This window comes from Vitreoscilla massiliensis (genome assembly GCF_001457815.1).
Classification (GTDB): domain Bacteria; phylum Pseudomonadota; class Gammaproteobacteria; order Burkholderiales; family Neisseriaceae; genus Vitreoscilla; species Vitreoscilla massiliensis.
The window spans coordinates 697211-718634 of the sequence record NZ_LN898221.1; the positions used below are offsets into that span (position 1 = coordinate 697211).

General features: G+C 48.5%; 11 protein-coding genes and 2 CRISPR repeat arrays. Of the genes, 4 read left to right on the plus strand and 7 right to left on the minus strand.

Features of this window, described 5'->3' with window-relative positions; all coding sequences use genetic code 11:
• Positions 1 to 53 precede the first annotated feature (53 nt).
• Together cas1f and BN3003_RS18490 are read right to left on the minus strand one after the other, a co-directional pair.
• On the minus strand, positions 54 to 1010 hold the full coding sequence (gene cas1f / locus BN3003_RS14980) for a type I-F CRISPR-associated endonuclease Cas1f (protein WP_058358075.1): 957 nt from the start codon (positions 1008 to 1010) through the stop codon (positions 54 to 56).
• A 253-nt stretch (positions 1011 to 1263) separates the two neighbouring features.
• Positions 1264 to 4960: direct repeats of the CRISPR family, unit length 28 nt; unit sequence GTTCACTGCCGTATAGGCAGCTTAGAAA.
• Positions 4961 to 4965: 5 nt separating this feature from the next.
• A protein-coding gene (locus BN3003_RS18490; protein WP_407701092.1) for an IS5 family transposase occupies positions 4966 to 5717 on the minus strand; the annotation gives its coding sequence in 2 pieces (ribosomal slippage) (positions 4966 to 5486 and positions 5486 to 5717; 753 coding nt in all).
• Between the two features lie 128 nt (positions 5718 to 5845).
• Positions 5846 to 6533: a CRISPR direct-repeat array (repeat unit 28 nt; unit sequence GTTCACTGCCGTATAGGCAGCTTAGAAA).
• A 164-nt stretch (positions 6534 to 6697) separates the two neighbouring features.
• Between BN3003_RS18490 and BN3003_RS14990 the strand changes: the two genes are divergently transcribed.
• Positions 6698 to 7549 (plus strand): RnfABCDGE type electron transport complex subunit B, encoded by an 852-nt coding sequence (locus BN3003_RS14990; RefSeq protein ID WP_058357440.1) that lies wholly within the window; start codon positions 6698 to 6700, stop codon positions 7547 to 7549.
• 1 nt (position 7550) lies between these two features.
• Here the strand turns inward: BN3003_RS14990 and BN3003_RS14995 are convergent, their stop codons facing one another.
• The 5 genes from BN3003_RS14995 to BN3003_RS15015 all read right to left on the minus strand — a co-directional run bounded on the left by BN3003_RS14995 (position 7551) and on the right by BN3003_RS15015 (position 15043).
• Positions 7551 to 10475 (minus strand): hypothetical protein, encoded by a 2925-nt coding sequence (locus BN3003_RS14995; protein ID WP_058357441.1) that lies wholly within the window; start codon positions 10473 to 10475, stop codon positions 7551 to 7553.
• Positions 10476 to 10497: 22 nt separating this feature from the next.
• On the minus strand, positions 10498 to 12462 hold the full coding sequence (locus BN3003_RS15000; RefSeq protein WP_058357442.1) for a transglutaminase TgpA family protein: 1965 nt from the start codon (positions 12460 to 12462) through the stop codon (positions 10498 to 10500).
• Positions 12463 to 13416: a DUF58 domain-containing protein gene (locus BN3003_RS15005; RefSeq protein ID WP_058357443.1), complete on the minus strand. Its 954-nt coding sequence runs from the start codon at positions 13414 to 13416 to the stop codon at positions 12463 to 12465.
• Positions 13400 to 14311, minus strand: a complete 912-nt coding sequence (locus BN3003_RS15010) for an AAA family ATPase (protein ID WP_058357444.1) — start codon at positions 14309 to 14311, stop codon at positions 13400 to 13402. Before BN3003_RS15010 ends, BN3003_RS15005 begins: the two co-directional genes overlap by 17 nt.
• A 93-nt stretch (positions 14312 to 14404) precedes the next feature.
• A complete protein-coding gene (locus BN3003_RS15015; RefSeq protein WP_159061470.1) occupies positions 14405 to 15043 on the minus strand; it encodes a TetR family transcriptional regulator in 639 nt (212 codons plus the stop codon).
• 245 nt (positions 15044 to 15288) lie between these two features.
• On the opposite strand from BN3003_RS15015, the gene BN3003_RS15020 reads away from it, so the two are divergent.
• The 3 genes from BN3003_RS15020 to BN3003_RS15030 are packed head-to-tail and all read left to right on the plus strand — an operon-like array spanning position 15289 to position 21375.
• Entirely contained in the window at positions 15289 to 16560 is a 1272-nt protein-coding gene (locus tag BN3003_RS15020; protein WP_058357446.1) for an efflux RND transporter periplasmic adaptor subunit, read from the plus strand.
• An 11-nt stretch (positions 16561 to 16571) separates the two neighbouring features.
• Positions 16572 to 19916: an efflux RND transporter permease subunit gene (locus BN3003_RS15025; RefSeq protein WP_058357447.1), complete on the plus strand. Its 3345-nt coding sequence runs from the start codon at positions 16572 to 16574 to the stop codon at positions 19914 to 19916.
• Positions 19909 to 21375, plus strand: a complete 1467-nt coding sequence (locus BN3003_RS15030; RefSeq protein WP_082625691.1) for an efflux transporter outer membrane subunit — start codon at positions 19909 to 19911, stop codon at positions 21373 to 21375. The genes BN3003_RS15025 and BN3003_RS15030 overlap by 8 nt, the downstream gene beginning before the upstream one ends.
• Positions 21376 to 21424: the final 49 nt, after the last annotated feature.

Genomic DNA, 21424 nt, shown 5'->3' on the forward strand with positions numbered 1-21424 from the left:
CCGCTGCGTGCGTTTAATCGCGCGTTTTTCGCATTGGCTGACAAAGGTGACCATCATGAGGATGTGCCCCAAGCGGCCTGTAAGCTGGTTTGTTTCACCACATCAAACATAAAATCCAAAGCTTTATGCTCAGTAAACTTTTGTAGCACTTGTTGGCGAAACTCTTGTTCGGTCGCATTTTCGGCTGCACACACAAATGCCATCGGCAACACGATGGCATCTTTGACCAAATCGGCGATGTCAAACACCAATGCCCCGCGGCGGGTTTTGCCATGCATCACCGCAAAACCGTGTGGAATACCTAGTGTCCATAAGGTACAGGCCGCCAGCCCATACGCCAGATAATTGCCATGTGAGAGAAATTGATTGGGCAAATCCACATTGTCGTGGTTGCGATTGAAATCTTGAACACGGCAGGTCTGCGCCGCATATTGATACAGTTTTTTGGTGAGTGTGGCCTCGTACATCAGCAAATCACCGACTTTTTGACTGCCGCCGCTGGCGGATTCATAAGCATTTAAGGCGCGTTCCAGCCCAGCATCGGCCGCGTTAAAGCCCATTTGCTGCAAATCACGGTCTTTTGCCCACACTTGCCGCAAATAAGTGACCCGCTGCAATTGCAAAGATTTGGCCACTTCCAAGCGTTTTGCCTCATCAAACCAAAACGACAGCCAGCCTTGCACATACTCAGTTGGCCTGTATTCGCTTTGCGGCGTCAGCCATTCGATTTCCGCCCCTGCAAACAAGGGCGTGCCACCGCCACCACAGAAACCCACCAGCACACCGGCACTGGCCAACATGCGCATCGCCGCTTGTGTAATAGATGTGCCCGTGCCCAACATGATGACGGTGGTATTAGCAATCGGAATATTCCAATAGAAATTTTGCTTTTTGGATTCTGTGAGGTACAAAACACGGCCGTCTTTTTGCATCACGCGACAATGCTCAAGGTAATAAATGTTCGCGCGTTTTGAGTGCAAAATGGCTTTTAAATCCGTCAATGCTTCCATGTCAGCTTCCAACATTAAAGTTCAATGTCATAATAGATGCGTTAATCAAGAAAAGATATGACGAAAATTAAACTTTCAGCGGCCTGTACGCAAATATTGCGTCATGCCAAACGAAGCGTTTTGACCTATATTTTTGTGTTAATTTTAATCCATTGATTTTTAATGATTTTATTCAAACCCTAAAAATAAAGGTTTTTCAGGTTTATCTGGCACAAATTGTTTGCTACCCTAGCTTGTGGCGAAAATCGCTACTGTTCACTGCCGTATAGGCAGCTTAGAAAAGCACAATCACGCTACAACAACGCCCAAAGCCGTTCACTGCCGTATAGGCAGCTTAGAAATGTGGCTGTTATCGGCGATAAGGCCATGCCTGGTTCACTGCCGTATAGGCAGCTTAGAAATCAAAACGAGCCCCAATATCGGTTAAAGTGTTGTTCACTGCCGTATAGGCAGCTTAGAAAATTTTGGATAGCAAGTACAAAGTCTTGATTTTGTTCACTGCCGTATAGGCAGCTTAGAAAATACCATTGCCGCTAGAAAATGGTAAGCCTGTGTTCACTGCCGTATAGGCAGCTTAGAAATGAGGATGCTCCTCCAGCCTTTGCAATAATTCGTTCACTGCCGTATAGGCAGCTTAGAAAGCTTCCATCGCTATGGCTCCGCGCCGGTACCGGTTCACTGCCGTATAGGCAGCTTAGAAAAGCTTGTGTTAAAAAATTGGCCGCAATGCTTGGTTCACTGCCGTATAGGCAGCTTAGAAAGTCATCAGGACTTGAAAGTGGGCGCGTAGGTGGTTCACTGCCGTATAGGCAGCTTAGAAATTGCAAACCTGTATAGAAAGCCAACATGACCGGTTCACTGCCGTATAGGCAGCTTAGAAATGTGCTGTAGTGCCCTCTTTGCCGCGCTCTATGTTCACTGCCGTATAGGCAGCTTAGAAATATTGGTGGTGGTATTTCTTTAGATGAGGTGCGTTCACTGCCGTATAGGCAGCTTAGAAAAAAACGGGTTTTGGTCAAAGAACGCATCATTCAGTTCACTGCCGTATAGGCAGCTTAGAAATTGACGGGTTTTACTGTTCTAGTAAATCAATTGTTCACTGCCGTATAGGCAGCTTAGAAAATTAAAAAACCCGCGAAAGCAGGTGTAAATTCGTTCACTGCCGTATAGGCAGCTTAGAAAAATGAAGCGTTCACCGTAGTCTTTAACCCAAGGTTCACTGCCGTATAGGCAGCTTAGAAAAACGGAGGTTTGATTGCATATCCAAGGTCTTGGTTCACTGCCGTATAGGCAGCTTAGAAAATGCTCCAAAAATTAAGACCGCATTAAGCGGCGTTCACTGCCGTATAGGCAGCTTAGAAATTGTGAATAAAAAGTCGCCAGTCGTGAGAGATGTTCACTGCCGTATAGGCAGCTTAGAAAAATTTGGTAAGTGCTGGCATCGAACTTGCCCTGTTCACTGCCGTATAGGCAGCTTAGAAATGTATTGATGTTGTCTGCTCGTCGCACCCAGTGTTCACTGCCGTATAGGCAGCTTAGAAAATTGCCAAGCACATGACTGCCAAACAAGCCAAGTTCACTGCCGTATAGGCAGCTTAGAAATGTATTTGCGCTTGCATCAATAATGCGATGTTGTTCACTGCCGTATAGGCAGCTTAGAAAGTTTCGGTTGACTTGTCTGCATACCTACAACGGTTCACTGCCGTATAGGCAGCTTAGAAAATGTAGTTATCACAATACGTTACCAGTGTGTTGTTCACTGCCGTATAGGCAGCTTAGAAATCAAGAAATAACGCAACCAGTAGCGCACAAGCGTTCACTGCCGTATAGGCAGCTTAGAAAACTGTGATGGTGTTTGCAATTTTATGCTCCAAGTTCACTGCCGTATAGGCAGCTTAGAAAACTAGACAGATTGCCGTCGTAACGGCTATTGGGTTCACTGCCGTATAGGCAGCTTAGAAAACATCAACACCGCGGGATACCTGAACTTTCATGTTCACTGCCGTATAGGCAGCTTAGAAATAAGCACATGATTGCTGACAGAACCCCGGATCGTTCACTGCCGTATAGGCAGCTTAGAAATCGATGGTGCAGCTAAAACAAGCCGAGAATTAGTTCACTGCCGTATAGGCAGCTTAGAAATCAAGGTGTCACTGTGTAATTTGTCACAAAATGTTCACTGCCGTATAGGCAGCTTAGAAATCAAGGTGTCACTGTGTAATTTGTCACAAAATGTTCACTGCCGTATAGGCAGCTTAGAAACAACAGGGCAAGGCTGCGATTTATCAGGCCGCCGTTCACTGCCGTATAGGCAGCTTAGAAAGGCGGGCGCCTGTCCATCACGCTGCTGGAAAAGTTCACTGCCGTATAGGCAGCTTAGAAATTTCATCCGCTCAACCATTGCGTTTCATGAATGTTCACTGCCGTATAGGCAGCTTAGAAAATTCAGTCGCATGGTGTCTTGCCAAGATGAAAGTTCACTGCCGTATAGGCAGCTTAGAAAACGGTGGACGATGCCTGCGACGGCATTGCGGCGTTCACTGCCGTATAGGCAGCTTAGAAAAATTCGCTGCCAAGCTGTTGCAGCTTGCGACGGTTCACTGCCGTATAGGCAGCTTAGAAAACGTTGTTTTAGCCTCAAAAATAGGCAAAGTAGTTCACTGCCGTATAGGCAGCTTAGAAAACTGGAAAAGCCTGGCAAAGATGCTCCCACAGGTTCACTGCCGTATAGGCAGCTTAGAAAATGGAGAGATTGGCCTGAAGAGCTACGAGTAAATTGTTCACTGCCGTATAGGCAGCTTAGAAAAACGGGTGAGTGGCTGCATTGGTACCACCTTCGTTCACTGCCGTATAGGCAGCTTAGAAAATCATGCCCCCAATATCGCGGCCAACGCCGTAGTTCACTGCCGTATAGGCAGCTTAGAAAAACAATAGGTACAGCGTTCGCAGTCATCGCGTGTTCACTGCCGTATAGGCAGCTTAGAAATGGAAAAAACTTGTCTCAATGTACCGTGACGCGTTCACTGCCGTATAGGCAGCTTAGAAATAATGCCGCGCCGATAGACACAAAAAAATGTGGTTCACTACCGTATAGGCAGCTTAGAAAGTTCAGGACGCGATGACTGCGAACGCTGTACCGTTCACTGCCGTATAGGCAGCTTAGAAATTGGCCACGGTTGAAGCTGCTATCGCTGATGCGTTCACTGCCGTATAGGCAGCTTAGAAATTGAAAGCATTGCTTTGCATCTTGGTGAAAGGGTTCACTGCCGTATAGGCAGCTTAGAAACTGAGTATCACAAGCGACATATGGCTGTGATAGTTCACTGCCGTATAGGCAGCTTAGAAACCGAACTGTCAGAACAAATAGGGTTGAAAAGGCGTTCACTGCCGTATAGGCAGCTTAGAAAGCCAGCCACACCACCGGCCAGCCACACCACCGGTTCACTGCCGTATAGGCAGCTTAGAAAAGCAGTGCAGATGCCATCCTCCAAGCTGCCCTGTTCACTGCCGTATAGGCAGCTTAGAAATCAAGGTGTCACCTTGTGCACTTTCACAAAATGTTCACTGCCATATAGGCAGCTTAGAAAACCAAAAGAACCTGAGCCAGAGAATCCGACCGGTTCACTGCCGTATAGGCAGCTTAGAAAACGAGCGGCTTTAAATTTGTCTGCAAACCCGAGTTCACTGCCGTATAGGCAGCTTAGAAACCAGCCAATGAAAGCCAACAAATGACAGGCTATGTTCACTGCCGTATAGGCAGCTTAGAAAATCGTCCAAAAAGTCGACTTTCCCAACGGATTGTTCACTGCCGTATAGGCAGCTTAGAAAATGTACAAATTGAATAACGCCGCGTAACAAGCGTTCACTGCCGTATAGGCAGCTTAGAAACAAGAAGCAAAAATCAATAAAATACCATCCTGCGTTCACTGCCGTATAGGCCGCTTAGGGCGTGTTCTCATTTGGCCTTACACCAAATAAAGATACAAGCCAGTCGTAGCATGGCCTTGTAATTGCGGGCTAATTTGTCAAAACGCGTTGCAATACCTCTGAAATGCTTCAAGCGGGCAAATGCATTTTCAACCACATAGCGTAAGCCGTATAAATAACGGCTAAATTCCGGATTACTTTTGGTGCTGTTGGATTTTCTAGGGATGACGGGAATCATTCCATGTTTTCTTGAAGATTCTCTTATCTTTTCAGAGTCATAGCCCTTATCAGCGACCAAATAATGGCCGGTTTGAACCAAGGCGATCAGCTGCGGTGCAACTTGACTGTCGTGGGTTTCGCCCCCAGTGATTTCAAAATCAAGCGGATGTCCGTTCGCGTCGACGGCCAAGTGTATTTTTGTAGTTGCGCCACCTCGTGAACGGCCAATTGCTCGAGCCTCACCACGCCTAGCTCCACTCGCATGCTGATGAGCGCGGACGTAGCTTCCGTCGATGAATACCCGTTCTGTATCCAATACGCCTCGTAGTTTAAAAAAAACTTGTCCCATAAACCCTTGATGGCCCAGCGATTAAAGCGATTGTAAGCCGTTTGCCAAGGACACAAATCTTCAGGAATATCTCGCCATGTCGCTCCAGTGCGAAGTTTCCACAAAATGGCCTCCATGATATTTTTGCTATTTTTGGAACGGTAGCAGCCATAAAACTTCATGGTATCTTGAATTTGCAGCCAAATATCATCGGTTAAAACTCGGCGGGCCATGTTAAAACTTTTATCAAATAAACATATATTTCATTCTATAACATAAGTTTTAGGAGTGGCTTATTTCAGATTTGAAATGAGAACACGCCCTAGAAATAAATGGACGGGTTTCTGTTGAAATCTTTACAGTTCACTGCCGTATAGGCAGCTTAGAAAAAGTGCTGTAATCGCACACGGAATAGCCGCTGGTTCACTGCCGTATAGGCAGCTTAGAAAAATTGGGAATATAAGTACCAATATGATTACAAGTTCACTGCCGTATAGGCAGCTTAGAAATTAAGCGTTGCTAAACGCGTTGCTGAAGTTCAGTTCACTGCCGTATAGGCAGCTTAGAAATACTTGGGCTGAAATCCACGACACAAACTTGTGTTCACTGCCGTATAGGCAGCTTAGAAATGTCTGCCGAGGAGCGCCGGCCGCTGTGTGATGTTCACTGCCGTATAGGCAGCTTAGAAAAGTTGCTGCATATTGCGCAATTCTGAGCCATTGTTCACTGCCGTATAGGCAGCTTAGAAAAAGCAGGTGGCTGAAGTGCAGATATTGTCTAGGTTCACTGCCGTATAGGCAGCTTAGAAAACTCGGCCACCGTTAAAGGTTGGGTAGGGTCTGTTCACTGCCGTATAGGCAGCTTAGAAAGTGTTGGTGCTTCGCCTTGGTACAACTTGCTGGTTCACTGCCGTATAGGCAGCTTAGAAATATTTGAAAGGCTTGGCAGTAACCGACAGTCCGTTCACTGCCGTATAGGCAGCTTAGAAAAATGTCGCACTGTACGTAGTAATTTTGTATGTGTTCACTGCCGTATAGGCAGCTTAGAAATCATCCGCTCTGACCACGTCGCCGACCACGCCGTTCACTGTCAGATAGTCAATTATAGACACAAGGCAGCAAAACCAAACCATTTCCTCTTTACAGGCCGCTTTTCTGCCCTTCACACGCTTGTGCTACAATAACGGCCTTTCTCTGTAGCCGTTGGAACCGTCATGAATTCAGTGCAGCAAATCGAAGCCTTATTACCGCAGACCCAGTGTGGACAATGTGGTTTTGCTGGCTGTGCTCCGTATGCAGTGGCGCTGGACCAAGGCGTATCGGCCATCAATTTGTGCCCACCCGGTGGGCGCAGTACGATTGCGGCCTTAGCCGAGTTGTTGCAAGTTCCGGTATTGGAGCCGGCTGATCTAGCCAAAACCGATGCGCCTAAAGTATTGGCGGTGATTGATGAAGATGTGTGCATAGGTTGTACTGCGTGCATCAAAGCCTGCCCGGTTGATGCCATCGTCGGTGCCACCAAACGCATGCACGATGTGTTGGCTTTGGAATGTACGGGTTGTGGTTTATGCGTACCACCTTGTCCTGTCGATTGCATTGATTTGGTAGCGGTCGACGATGCCTTCCTGCCACGTGTGCACCATCCGGTACACATCAGTGCCCATAAGGCGGCACAACATGCGAAACAGCGTTTTGATTTGCGCAATCAGCGCTTACTGAAACTAGAAACACGCAAACAACACGAGCGCTTGGCCAAACGCGAGGCCATGCAAGCGGCGAAAGCCTTGGCTGCCAGCGCTACCACCACAGAACCTGTAGCAAGCAAACCGGCATTTGATCCATTTGCATTAATTGCCAAAGCCACGGCCAATGCCAATGCGCAGAAAAAAGTGGAAGTGCATAACCAAGACGAGCACGTGGAAGAGCAAATACAGGCCGCTATGGATGCGGCTGCGATACGCCAAGCCATGCGCGACATTGAATTTGGTTCGGAAACCGAGAAACAACTGGCGATTCAAATGCTGCGCGAGCAAAAAAAGCGCCGCAAGCAAAAGAAACAGGCCTAGCCTATTCCTGCATCAGCTCTTGCAAGACTTTTTGGGTGGTGCGTTGCCATGCCACAAACAAGCCAGCGGCCATCCACTCTTCGTCTTCCTCCTCGTCCAATTCAAAGAACGACTGCTTAAATTGATGTAACAATTGCTCCAAGCGGCGTTGATATTGGGTAGACAAATTATGAATGGTGGTCACGGCTTTGAGCTTGCGTTCCAAACTCACCAAATCGGTGACTTTGATTTCCTTAATCACCGTCGCCAATGGTGCAAAATCATCGGTCAACATTTGATTGCTGTCTCTTAAGGTCAAGCGGATGTCTGTGCCTTTGAGCTCCACATTGATCAAAGACACGGCATACGCCTTAATCACGATGTAGCGCACATCTTCGGCGGTGTATTCGGGCTCGATTAAGCCATGATCATACCAATCCACCAAGCGGTGCTCGGCATGCCATTGGAAATATGCCCGTTTCACATCGTCATAGCGGTCCAAACTGTTTTGATACACGCTGGCCATGTGCACAATGGCAGGCCAGGCTTTCATGTCCAAGTGATAAACGTTGACCAAGTCCAAATAATTGTTCAAATCCGGCGTGATTTGGATGTCACTGGATTGCAAGCCACTGGTGTACAGCATTTGCGCCAAAATCATCTGCGAATTGACGGTTTTGACCCATGCAGGCGCAAACAATTTTGAATCGGTATGGCGCACTTGCACTTGTTGGCGTTTGGTACTGGGCAAATAGCCTTCTTCAGGCTTTTGGGTCAAACTGCTGACAAAAGTAACAAATTGTTTGAATTTGTTTTCTGGGGTTAAACGCACAGTTTCGGTTATCAAATCACTGGTTTCAGGCCGCTTATGACCGCCAGACAATTTGAAATCCAAATGATCGGCATAGGCTTCAGAAATCTTGTCCAACGAGGTTTGAAACTCCAGCTTGACCAAATAATCGGTAAACACATTGAAATTGGTGTGTTGCCAGAAAATTTCGCGCAAATGGGTTTTGAAGCGACCAACATAATTCTTGATTTCAAACGGCAGCGCAAACACTTGCTCATGCATTTTTTCGGTTTCCAAATGCACGTTCAAAGCCACTTGCTGCATGTGGCTGTCGCGCTGATCGGACACCCACGTGCCTTTGCTGGAAATTTGCTCAATTTGATGCAAGACCTTGCTGTGCTTTTCGCGAATGTGGGTCAGCGTATCGAAAATCTGGCTGATTTGTTCATGCAGATTTTTCAAACGCAGTTTCAAGCGTTGCAACAAACGCTCGGCAAACAACAAGGCGCTGACATGGGTGCGCTCAGTAAACGCCACATACAGATATTCGTCTAATTGCGGCAAAGACACCGAGCTGGAACTGAACAAACGCCCTTTGCCCTTGCTGACTTTTTCTTGCACATAGTTTTCGTACAATTCCAAATACTCGACCGCTTTTTTCTCATGCGAACGGCGCTCAAAATTGAACTTCACCGATTGCTGTTCCAAATAATCCAAAATCGCAACTATCATCGCCGGCAAATCGGCCAAGCCACGGCTTTCATTCCACCATTGGCTGATCAAGGTTTTCTCTATGCCCGACACGATTTTAAATGCCAAACCATCGACCCGATTTTCAGGCCACTCCATTTGGTAAAACTGTTGCACCCCTTTTAAGCGGAAACGCTCTTTAAAGAAATCCATGTACTTCTGTACCAAAGCCGTTCCGCGTTGCGCGGCCGGCAATTCTTCTACCGCACTGATGCGTTCGGCGCGGTTGCGCTGCCATTCCAGTTCGATTGATGTCCATTTAGGATGCAATTTGGATTGGTCATTGGTCATCAATTTGTTCAGCGTCAGGTAATCAAAGTCCAAACACCAGTCTTGCATCAATTGGTCCAGATTTTGGATGAATTGCTGTCTGACTTCATGGTTGTCATGGGCGACATAACCGGTTTTTTCTTGCCAATTGGCATACAGCAAGGCATTTAACACCTGTTCGATAAACAGTTTTTTATAGTATTCGGTCGGATAATCAACCGATATGGCCAAACGCAACATGCCAAAACTGACGAAATTGTCTTTTTTAATCAACTGATTGTCTTCAAAATGGGCGAACTCATCCGCAAACGTTTCTTGCCACACCTGCTCTTTAACGGTGGATTTGCGCAATAAGAATCCGCTTAAACCATGCGCATCATGTTCTTCGCCATCGCTTTCAACCATGTAACACACTTCCACCCAGTTACCATCCTCATGCAAAGGCAAGATGTTTAATAGGTTTTCTGGCATCCATGCATTGTTAAGCAAGGCATTGAACTCCACCAAAGTGGCGTACAGGCCGGCACTTTGTATCGGAGGCAATTTGGTTTGACTGAAATTGGCCGGCAATAACAAATACACGCTTAAGCGGCAAAACAAAGACGGATAATGTTGGCGCAATTGCACAATGACATCTGAAAGTATGGCATTGACCCACGCACTGGAGGTATCCACCAACAAATGCAAGGCCAAGCCTTCATCATCGTATTTGGACTGCAAGCGCAAATACGCTGCATGCACATGGTAGAGGACTTGTTCTATGGTCGGCGCCAAGCTCAAGCGCAAGATGCGGCGCGGCAATTCATCGATGTTTTCGACATCGTCTTCGATTAACTCAGTCCAATACACCTGCTCCTCGGCATCCATTTTCAGCCAGCGGTGTTCACGCAAATACAGCAAGGCGCTTTTCAAACTGGGCGCATCGACTTTGATGGTTTGGATGTTGTGCGGCGTGTCTTGGGTTTCCAACAAACCATTGTCTAACAAATACAACTCGGGTAATTCGTTTTCAGTGACGACAAAGTATTCAGCATGCAAATTGGTATCGGCATCCATGGCCGACAATTCATAGTGTTGCTGAAAATGGCGCAATTCATCTCTGGCAGCATTTCCCAATCCAATGTAAACATGGTTCATGTTGTCTTTCCCTTAAGCATGGTCAGCGTTTTGTTGCTTTTAACGCCTTTTTTACTTGTCGATACCACTGCCAGCTTTGGTCTGCTGGAGCTTGATTTTGAGCATAACGCAAGTTGTTATATTGCTGCAGTAATTTTTGCCAAGTGGGTGTCAAAAGCTGTTGCGTTTGCAACCACTGTTGCATGTCTTGTGCACCGTAATGCCAACGCTCATCGCTGTCTTCCTCGAAGAAAAACTGCTTAATCAGCATAAAGCCAGCACTCAAAGGTTCGATGCGTTGGCGGTATTGGCGTCGCCACCACCACCACACGGGCGCGATGGTCACACACAACACCACCAAAGCCACCAACAACCATTTGGTCACGGTCAAAGCACCCATACCCAAACGCGCAAACAAAGCCTGTTGGTTATCGGCATCGTAATTAACCACCCATTGCTGCCAGTAAAATTGCGAGCTGGCCATCCACTTTTGCAAACTCGCTGGCAACATGCCTTCAACCGCACCCATCTGCTCAGGTAAAGCAGCATTTATGCCATCATCAATTCGCGTGGTCGAAACCACCGCGGTAGGATCGATGCGTACCCATGCTTGTTTGCTTGGCAACCACACTTCGGCCCAAGCATGCGCCTCTTTGCCGCGCACTTGTAAAAACTGGCCATTGTCATTGTATGTACCGCCCAAATAACCGGTTACCACCCGTGCTGGCACGCCGGCTGCGCGCATCAACACCACAAAAGAAGACGCATAGTGTTCACAAAAACCGACTTTGCTGTCGAATAAAAACTGGTCTATCTGATCGCCGTTTTGTTGCAATTTGCCCGGCGACAGACTGTAAGCAAAACCTTTGGTTTTAAAGAAATCCAAGGCCTTTGCCACCACTTCTGCCTCATCTTGACTGCTGCTGCGCCAAGTGCGGGCCAAATCACGGCTGCGCAAATTGCCATGTGCGGGCAAGCTCAACCAATGGCGTGTTTGGCCTTGGCTTAAACGCTCAGGTATGGTCGGGCTTAACACGCTTTGCAGCGCCACTTTGCGCAATTGCGCATACGGCCGTTTGGCCACAATGACTTGGTTTTCACGCAATTGCATGCTTTCGTCCAACTGAGTCACCTGCTCCAAGGCCGGAATGTGGCCTTCAAAATCTTGCAAGGTGATTTCATAGTCCAAAGGCTTGCCGCTAATGCGCAATGCGTCCTGTAACATCGTTTGTTGCGTGGCCGCGCGCCAAGTATTGCCATCAAACTCGTTCATCACCATCACCCGCCAATACAGCTGATTGGGTTGGGGCAAGACACCTTGCTTGAAGCTCACATTAAACGCCAACTCATTTGATTCAATGACTTGTGCCATATCGCCCATGGTCAATTCGGTAGACACACCCGTCTTAGAGGTATTTTGTTGGGTAGGCAAACGCCACAAAGGCTCAGGAAAACGCGGCACCAGTAAAAACAAGGCCACCATCAAAGGCAAAGACAACCCCAGTGCCCACAAGGTATTGCGCCAAGCGAATTGCCACGACATGCCATTGAGCAAACACAGACTGCTGAAAATCAGCAATAAAGACAACACCAACCAAATGCCGATTTGCAAACTTTGTTGGAACAACAGCGCCCCCGCCACCAAGAACAAAGCCGCCACCAACAACACTTGCCAATCGCGCGTGGTCTTGCCCTCAAACGATTTAATCACCGCCATCAACAGCAATAAAGATACGCCACCTTCTTGGCCGAAAATGGTTTGTAACTGCCCATACACGGCAGCCGCAGCCACAAACATCAGCACGATGTTAAGCCAAGTGGGCAAGCCGCCTATGCCCACCATCGTCAACAGCAAGCGTACCAACATCAACACCCCAAACAACAGGCTCACGCCCAAGGGCAATTGTTGCAATAAGGGCAAGGCGATCCACAACAAGGTCAATAAGGCCATCACTTGTGCGTATTTGCTTGACGGTTGTTGGGTTTGCCATTGCGATAAAATGCTCATTTACATCACCGCCAATGCATTCAAACACAGACTGCGCTGCTGCGACTGTGGCGTGATCACGCTGTTGGGTAATTCCAAAATATAATGCTGTTGCTCGCTGCTGTGCATCAATACCCGATGGCACAACAGGCTCGCCAATTGGTCGGCTGAGCGAATTTGTGGATAGTCTTTGTAGGAAATCACATCTGGACGCGAGGCCATAGGCTCTTCAAAATGCTTGCTGAGCAAACTGCCGGTTTTGGCATATTGTTTCCACGCAATGGTTTGTAAGGATTGTCCCATTTCATACGCTTTCAAATACGCCACCTCATCGCCACCCACTTTGCGGCTGTTGCCGGCATCTTCCGCCACTTGCCGGCCTGTAACCGTGACCGTGTGGATTTGTGGCGCTGGATAGACGATAAAAGTCTCATGGCACACACACACCACCGACACCTCTAGCAAACCAAACGGCGCCGTGCTGATCAGTTGCAACCATGGCAATTGCTCATGGCCGCGATGGCTTGTGAGCATGCTCAAGCGCGTGTGCCCACGGCCTTGGCCATGCGTATGTAAGGTATTCAAATCTTGCTTGCTCAAGCTGTGTTTGGCACCATCGTTCTCAATAAAGCGCACTATCAACATGCGCGTGCGCAAGTCTTTGGCATCTAAGGCAATATTGATATCAGCCGTGTCACCAGCAAACACTTCTTTGGGCAATTGGATGTCCAACCGCAAACCCAGCAATTGACGTATGCTGAGCAAGGCCGCCACGGCCGTGGCGCTCAAAATCCAAAACGCCAAGCCATAAGCCAAATTCACCGCGTAATTCAGCGCCGCCACCCAAGTGGCCACGGCAATCAACACCAAATTGATGCCTAATTGGGTTGGTCGTATGGACACATGTTGCCATGACACAGCTTCTTGCGTATCCATCAGGCTTTTTTGGCGTTTGAGTCTAGGCCACGACCACATGTTTGATGATCTTTTGTAAGAGTTGGTCTACAGAAACATTGCTTTGTAAGGAATGCAAGCGGTGGTTCGCCACCGATGGGAACACGGCCTGTATGTCTTCGGGTATGACAAATTGGCGCTGTTGCAAAAATGCCCAAGCTTTGGCGGCGGCGATGATGGCCAAACCAGAACGCGGACTCAAACCCAAGACAAACATGCCCGGTTTGCGCGTTTCCTGTACCAAACGGTACACATAATCGGCCACCGCTTCATTCGCTTGCACTTGTTGCACTTGTTGTTGCAAGGTTTGCAAATCGGCACTGTTCAATGCGGCCTGTAACTTAGGCAATAGCTGCCGCCGGTCGCCATGGGCATAAAGGAATTTTTCGGCTTGTGCCACCGGATAACCGAGTGACAAACGCATCATAAAACGGTCGAGTTGGCTTTCAGGCAAGGGAAATGTGCCCAATTGTTCGGTCGGATTTTGGGTGGCGATGACCATAAAAGGTTTGGGCAAGGTGTAAGTGGTGCCATCTACCGACACTTGCCCTTCTTCCATTGCCTCTAATAAGGCCGATTGGACTTTCGGCGAGGCACGGTTGATTTCATCGGCGAGCAAGAATTGGTTGAATACCGGACCTTGGTGAAAGGTAAAGCGCGCTTCTTGTGGGTGAAACACATTCACCCCCAATAAATCCGAAGGCAACATGTCATTGGTAAACTGCACACGCTGATAGGTCAAGCCCAAGACGGCGGCCAAACCTGTTGCCAAAGTGGTCTTTCCCACCCCTGGCACATCTTCCAGCAATAAATGGCCTTTGGCCAACACACAGGTTAAAACCAGGTCCAAGACCTGATTCTTCCCCAAAATCAATCCATTCAGTTGTTTTTGCACCAGTTGCAACGCTGTACTCATATTCCCTAGCCTACTGATCATCAGTCATCGTTCAAATTATGACGTGAATATAACATCAATCACAATGAGACAGCGCAAACTTGTGTGAAAACTTTAATTTTTAAGCATGGGAGACTGTCGCATCAAGCGCAACATGTGGGTTAACATCGGTTCGGGTGACACCACTTTGCTGACGTCTTTCTTTTCTTCCACCTCGCCCAAATACGCCACCATGATGCCCACCAGTAAAGAACACAATAATTTGGTGGTCAAAATCACATCGGTTTGCGCCGGCAAAGCCGTGCTGGCAACCGCTTCGGCGACGATGTTTTGTGTGACTTGTATCCACGTGTGGCGGTATTGCTTCAATAAATCCACCACTTGCGCATTGCTTTGGGTTTGCTCACATTTCAAATGCATCACCGTACAGAATTTGCGAAAGCGTTCTTCGGTTTCTAAGCGGTGCAACACATGGATGTAATGCTGTTCCAACCCCAACCAAAAATCATCGGCCTGTAAACCGACCAAACGCCCTTGCAAAGCCTCGATACTGGGCATGGTCTCTTGAAACAAAGCGTCCAAAATATCGACTTTGTTGTTAAAGTGCCAATACAAAGCGCCGCGTGTCACGCCCGCTTCGCGTGCAATCTGCTCCAAAGTCGCCCGTGCCACACCCTCGCGATAGAACACTTCGCAAGCCGCGTCTATTAATTGTAATTTGGTTTTTTCAGCATCTTGTTTGCAACGTTTCATGGGTATACTTTTAATATCGACCTGTAAAAATGGGAATTTTTGCACTAAAATCATCACCTATTGCCAATTTGCTTACACAGTATTACAAACGTCAAGGTGGATTTTTCAATTGACTAAACATACATCATTGTATGTATAATCGCAAGTTGATTTGTGGCAGCATCATATTATCTACACAAAACTCAGTTTTTCATTTATTGTTTTGCACTGGCATTACATACATTTAATAATTAGGGATACATAACATGTCATCAGCACATATCCACCCTGACAACAGCCTAACCAAACGCCGCTTCAAAACCAGCTTGCTTGCTTTAATCATCGCCACCTCTTTGGCGGCATGTGGCGGTGGCAATGACAAAGCTGCAGCTGCAGGCAAAGCCCCTCCCCCTCCTACTGTGTCGGTATTGACCGTACAATCGTCTGATGTGGAAATCACCAATGAATTACCAGGCCGCTTAGAAGCCAGCCGCGAAGCCGAAGTGCGCGCCCGTGCTGCCGGTATTGTGTTGAAACGTTTGTTCACTGAAGGCAGCTATGTCAAAGCCGGTCAACCTTTGTTCCAAATTGATAACGCGCCTTACCTTGCCAATTTAGAAACCGCCAAAGCCTCTTTGGCCACAGCTGAAGCCAATCTGGCCAAAGCCAATGCCGATGTTGCCCGCTACGCACCATTGGTAGCTGAAGGCGCCATCAGCAAACAAGAATACGATGCGGCCATCGCGCAACAGCGTTTGGGTCGCGCCCAAGTGCAATCGGCCAAAGCCGCCATCAAAACCGCACAAATCAATGTCGGCTACGCTTATGTCACGGCACCGATTTCAGGCCACATTGGCAAGGCTTTGGTTACTGAAGGTGCACTGGTAGGTCAAGGCGACGTGACCAAATTGGCGGTGATACAACAAACCTCTTCTTTGTATGTGAATTTGACCCAAGCCACTGGCGAAATCATGAAATTGCGCCAAGCCATGGCAAACGGCAACATCACTTTGGTCGATGGTCAGCCCGAAGTCACCATCGTGATGGAAGATGGCTCTGAATACGAACATAAAGGCCGTTTGTTGTTTACCGACGTGACCGTGGATGAAACCACAGGCCAAATGTCTTTGCGTGCCGAAGTGCCGAACCCTGACAATTTGTTGTTGCCCGGCATGTATGTGCGCGTGAAAGTGCCGCAAGCACAAATCGCCAATGCCACTTTGGTACCGCAACAAGCGGTGACCCGCAGCAATCAAGGTGATGTGGTATTGATTGCCAATGCAGACGGCTCTTACGCGCCACGTCCGGTGAAAATTGCCCGTTCACAAGGCAATTACTGGGTGGTAACCGAAGGTTTGAAACAAGGTGACAAAGTCATCGTCGACGGTATGGCAGTGGTGGGCATGACCCAAGCCAAAAAAGTCCAAACCAAACCGTGGGAAGACCCTAACAAAGCCAAAGCGGCACCCGCAGCAGCGAGCAACCAAGCTGCTTCAGCCCCTGCAGCCAAAGCAGCAAGCCAACCCGCTGCTAAATAAAGGACGGTAATATGTCTCGATTTTTTATTGACCGTCCCATTTTTGCGTGGGTGGTCTCTATCTTTATCATCCTTGCAGGTATCATCTCAATTCGCAGTTTGCCGATTGAGCAATACCCGCAAGTGACACCGCCAACGATACAATTAAGTGTCGCTTACGCAGGTGCCGATGCCCAAACCTTACAAGACTCAGTATTGTCGATTATTGAACGGCAAATGAATGGCTTGGAAGGCATGGACTACATGGAGTCGTCTGCGCTGGCCAACGGCACAGGCTCTTTGACCATTACCTTTAAACCGGGTGTGGACGAAGACATTGCCCAAGTCGATGTGCAAAACCGCTTATCGCAAGCCGAATCGCGTTTGCCTGAAGCGGTGAAACAAGTCGGCGTAACGGTACGCAAATCCACTTCTAACTTCTTGATGTTTGTGATGTTGTACGACGAGAGTGGCAAAAACTCTGTCAACGACATGATTGATTACGCCACTCGCAACATTCAGCCTGAACTGCAACGTATCGAAAGTGTGGGTAACGTGCAAATGTTCGGTGCCGAAAAAGCGATGCGTGTGTGGATAGACCCAGCCAAACTGCAAGGTTTGAATCTGTCTGCAGGTGAAGTGACAGCGGCCATCCAAGCGCAAAATGCGCAAGTGGCCCCGGGTGCTTTGGGTGATTTGCCTGCCAATACCGGACAATCCATCAGTGCCACCATCACGGTTACAGGCCAGTTAAAAACCGCGGAAGAGTTTGAAAACATCGTCTTGCGCGCCAACAGCGATGGCTCAACTGTGCGCTTGAGAGATGTTGCCAAAGTCGAGATGGGTGCACAAGACTACCAAACTTCAGCTCGATTAGATGGCAAACCAGCTGCGGGTATGGGTATCCAACTGACCTCTACCGGTAACGCGATGCAAGCTGCGGAAGACATTAAGGCGAAGATGAATGAATTGGCCCCGTTCCTTCCTAAAGGGGTGAAATGGATTGCGCCATACGACAGTTCTAAATTCGTTGGTATCTCCATTGAAAAAGTGGTGCACACCTTGATTGAAGCGATGGTGTTGGTCTTCATCGTGATGTTCATCTTCTTGCAAAACATACGCTATACCTTGATTCCGACCATCGTGGTGCCGATTGCCTTGTTGGGTGCATTTGCCATCATGGAAGCCTCGGGCATGTCCATCAACGTGTTGAGCATGTTTGCGATGGTTTTGGTGATTGGTATTGTCGTCGACGATGCGATTGTGGTGGTGGAAAACGTCGAGCGGATTATGGCGGAAGAACATTTACCGCCGCTGGAAGCCACCAAAAAAGCCATGAGCCAGATTCAAGGCGCGGTTGTGGGTATTACCGTGGTATTGGTATCGGTGTTCATTCCTATGGCCTTCTTTACCGGTACGACCGGTAATATTTACCGCCAATTCTCGTTGGTAATGGCGGTATCCATCGTGTTCTCGGCGTTCTTAGCACTGTCTTTGACACCTGCTTTGTGCGCGACCTTGTTAAAACCCGTCGACAAAGACCACCATGTGAAAAAGGGGTTCTTTGGCAAATTCTTTAACTGGTTTAACCGTGTGTTTGATATCAATGCCAAACGCTATGAGGGCTTCGTGGGCAAATTATTGCGCCGCAGTGGCCGCATCATGGTGATTTACTTGGGTTTGATTGTCGTTGCCTTCTTTGTGATGGTGCGCATTCCAACCGGCTTCTTACCAAGTGAAGACCAAGGCTTTGTATTGGGTATTATTCAATTGCCACCGGGTGCAACCATTGAACGTACTTTGGGCACCATGCAGACGTATGAAGGCGTGGTTGGCGGTATGCCAGAAGTAGAACATGTGGTGACTGTAGCCGGCTTCAGTTTCGCCGGCCAAGGTCAAAACATGGGCATGAGTTTTGTGACCTTAAAAGACTGGGCCGAACGCACAGGCAAAGGCCAAGACGCCACTGCCATTGCCGGTAAAATCACCGGTGCGATGATGCAACAAATCAAAGACGGTGTGGTATTTGCGACCACTTTGCCTGCGATTCCAGCACTGGGTACAGGTAACGGCTTCAGTTTCCGTTTGCAAGACCGTGGTTCTAATGGCCATTTGGCCTTGGTTCAAGCCCGCGACAAATTGTTGATGGCTGCACGTCAAAGCCCGATATTGAACCCGCAAACCGTGCGTGCTGAAGGTGTGGAAGATGCACCGCAATTGCGCATAGACATAGACCGCGATGCGGCCAATGCCCAAGGTGTGAGTTTTGCTTCCATCAACTCAGCCTTGTCTACTTCGGTGGGTTCTAGCTACGTCAATGACTTCCCTAACAACGGCCGTATGCAACGGGTGGTGGTGCAATCTGCACCGCAATCGCGCATGCAAGCTGAAGACATCTTGTCCATCAGTGTGACCAATAACCAAGGTGTGGCCATTCCATTGTCAACATTTGCCACTGCCAACTGGGTCACTGGCCCGATGCAAGTAGTGCAATACAATGGCTATCCAGCGATGAAAATCACTGGTGAAGCCGCCGCAGGCTATTCTACCGGTGATGCCATGGCAGAAATGGAACGTTTGTCGTCTACCGACAATCTGGGCCAAGGCTTTGCTTATGAGTGGACGGGTGTTTCCAAAGAAGAAAAAGCGGCCGGTAACCAAGCTGCGATTCTGTATGCCTTCTCTATCTTAGCGATTTTCTTGTGTTTGGCCGCTTTGTACGAGAGCTGGAGCATTCCATTGGCGGTGATTTTGATCGTGCCTTTGGGTTTATTGGGTGCGGTATTGGGGGTATGGGGTCGTGGCATTACCAATGGTTTGGTGCCCGGCAGCATTTACTCGTTCAATAACGACGTGTATTTCCAAGTGGCTTTGATTACGGTGATTGGTTTGTCGGCGAAAAACGCGATTTTGATTATCGAGTTTGCCAAAGACTTGCAAGCCCAAGGCAAAAGTGCGGCACAAGCTGCGTTGGCCGCCGCCCACTTGCGTTTCCGCCCTATTTTGATGACTTCATTTGCGTTCATCTTGGGCGTGGTGCCACTGTACTTCGCTTCAGGTGCCAGCTCAGCCAGCCAACGTGCCATTGGTACGGGTGTGTTCTGGGGCATGGTCATCGGTACCTTCTTGGCCGTCTTGTTCGTCCCCGTGTTCTACTTGATGGTGCGTAAATTGTTCAAACAATCTGTGCGTCAAACCGAACGCGACTCGGCTCATGCCACCGCTGCAGGGGTAACGCAAGAAATGAGCGACCATTATGTGGCCAAAGTGGAAGCCTCATTGAGCGAAGAAGACCGTGAAGCGCTGAAACAGGAAATCAAAACAGAATTGTGGGCCGAATACCGCGCCAAGAAAGAAAAAGAGGACAAGCATGACTGATGGTAAATCTACCATGGTCGCCAAATTGTCTGGTTTGACAATCACCATTGCCGCCGCAATGGTGTTGTCGGCCTGTAACTTGGCACCGAAATACCAACAACCCCAAGTCTTTACCGACAGCAACGATTTCAAATACGCCACCCAAGGCAACAGCGACATCAAGGCGTATGAGCTCGGTTGGCAAGAGTATTTTGCCGACCCGCAATTGAAACAACTCATCGGTTTGGCCTTGGAAAACAACCGCGATTTGCGCGTGGCGGCTTTGAATGTGGAAGCGGTTGAGAAACAATACCGCATCCAACGCTCTGACCTGTTCCCTGGCTTAAACGCCAGTGGCAGCATGAACAAATCCCGTACTGCTGCTGATTTTCGTGGGCAAAATTCTGCCGCTGTCAGCAAGCAATACAGCGTGGGATTGGGCGTGACCTCGTATGAGTTGGACTTGTGGGGCAAAATTCGCAATTTGAGCGATGCGGCCTTGAACGATTACTTCGCCACCCGCGAAGCACGGGACGCGGCACAAATTTCATTGGTGGCCTCGGTGGCCAAGGCTTATTACGCCGAACGCTTTGCCGAAGAAGCGATGAAAGTTTCGCAAAACGTGTTGAACTCGCGCGAAAAAAGCTATCGCTTGGCCGATTTGAAATACAAGCACGGCGTGTCGTCTAAGATTGATTTGCGCACCGCCGAAACCTTGGTTGAATCTGCCAAAGCCGATTACCAATCACAATTGCGTGCGCGCGAACAAGCCCGCAATGCCTTGGTGACTTTAATCGGTGGCAATTATCCAAGCGACATCGCCGCACGGGCAAGTTTGGACCAACAATTTGCCTATGCTGGCCTGCCATCTGGCTTGCCTTCGGAAATGCTGTTATACCGTCCTGACATCCGTCAAGCCGAGTACAACTTAAAAGCCGCCAACGCCAATATCGGCGCTGCGCGTGCCGCATTCTTCCCTAGCATCAGCTTAACCGGCACCATCGGTTCCGGCAGTGTGCAATTGGACAATTTGTTTACCGGCCCGAACCGCACTTGGTCATTCATGCCGCAAATCAGCATCCCGATTTTCAATTGGGGCGCCAACAAAGCCGGCTTGGATTTGACGCGTGTGCGCAAGGAAATCTCGGTGGTGCAATACGAACAAGCAGTACAGGACGCTTTCCAAGACGTGTCTGACGTATTGGTTGCCAATGCCACCTTAAAAAACCAATATGCGTCGCAACGCAAGAGTACCGCGGCCGAAGTCGATCGCAATCGCTTGATGCAAATGCGCTTTAACCAAGGCATTGCCGACTCTTTGACCATGTTGGATTCGCAACGCCAAAGCTATGCGGCGCAGCTGACCTTGCTGGCGGTACAACAAGAATGGTTAAACAACCGTGTCGACTTGTACAAAGTATTGGGCGGTGGCCTCAAAGCCTATCGTGATGGCCAAGTTCAAAGCGGCGCTGCCGAATAAGACTGCCTCACCATCCTAGCCATTAAAAAAGCCACCTCACGGTGGCTTT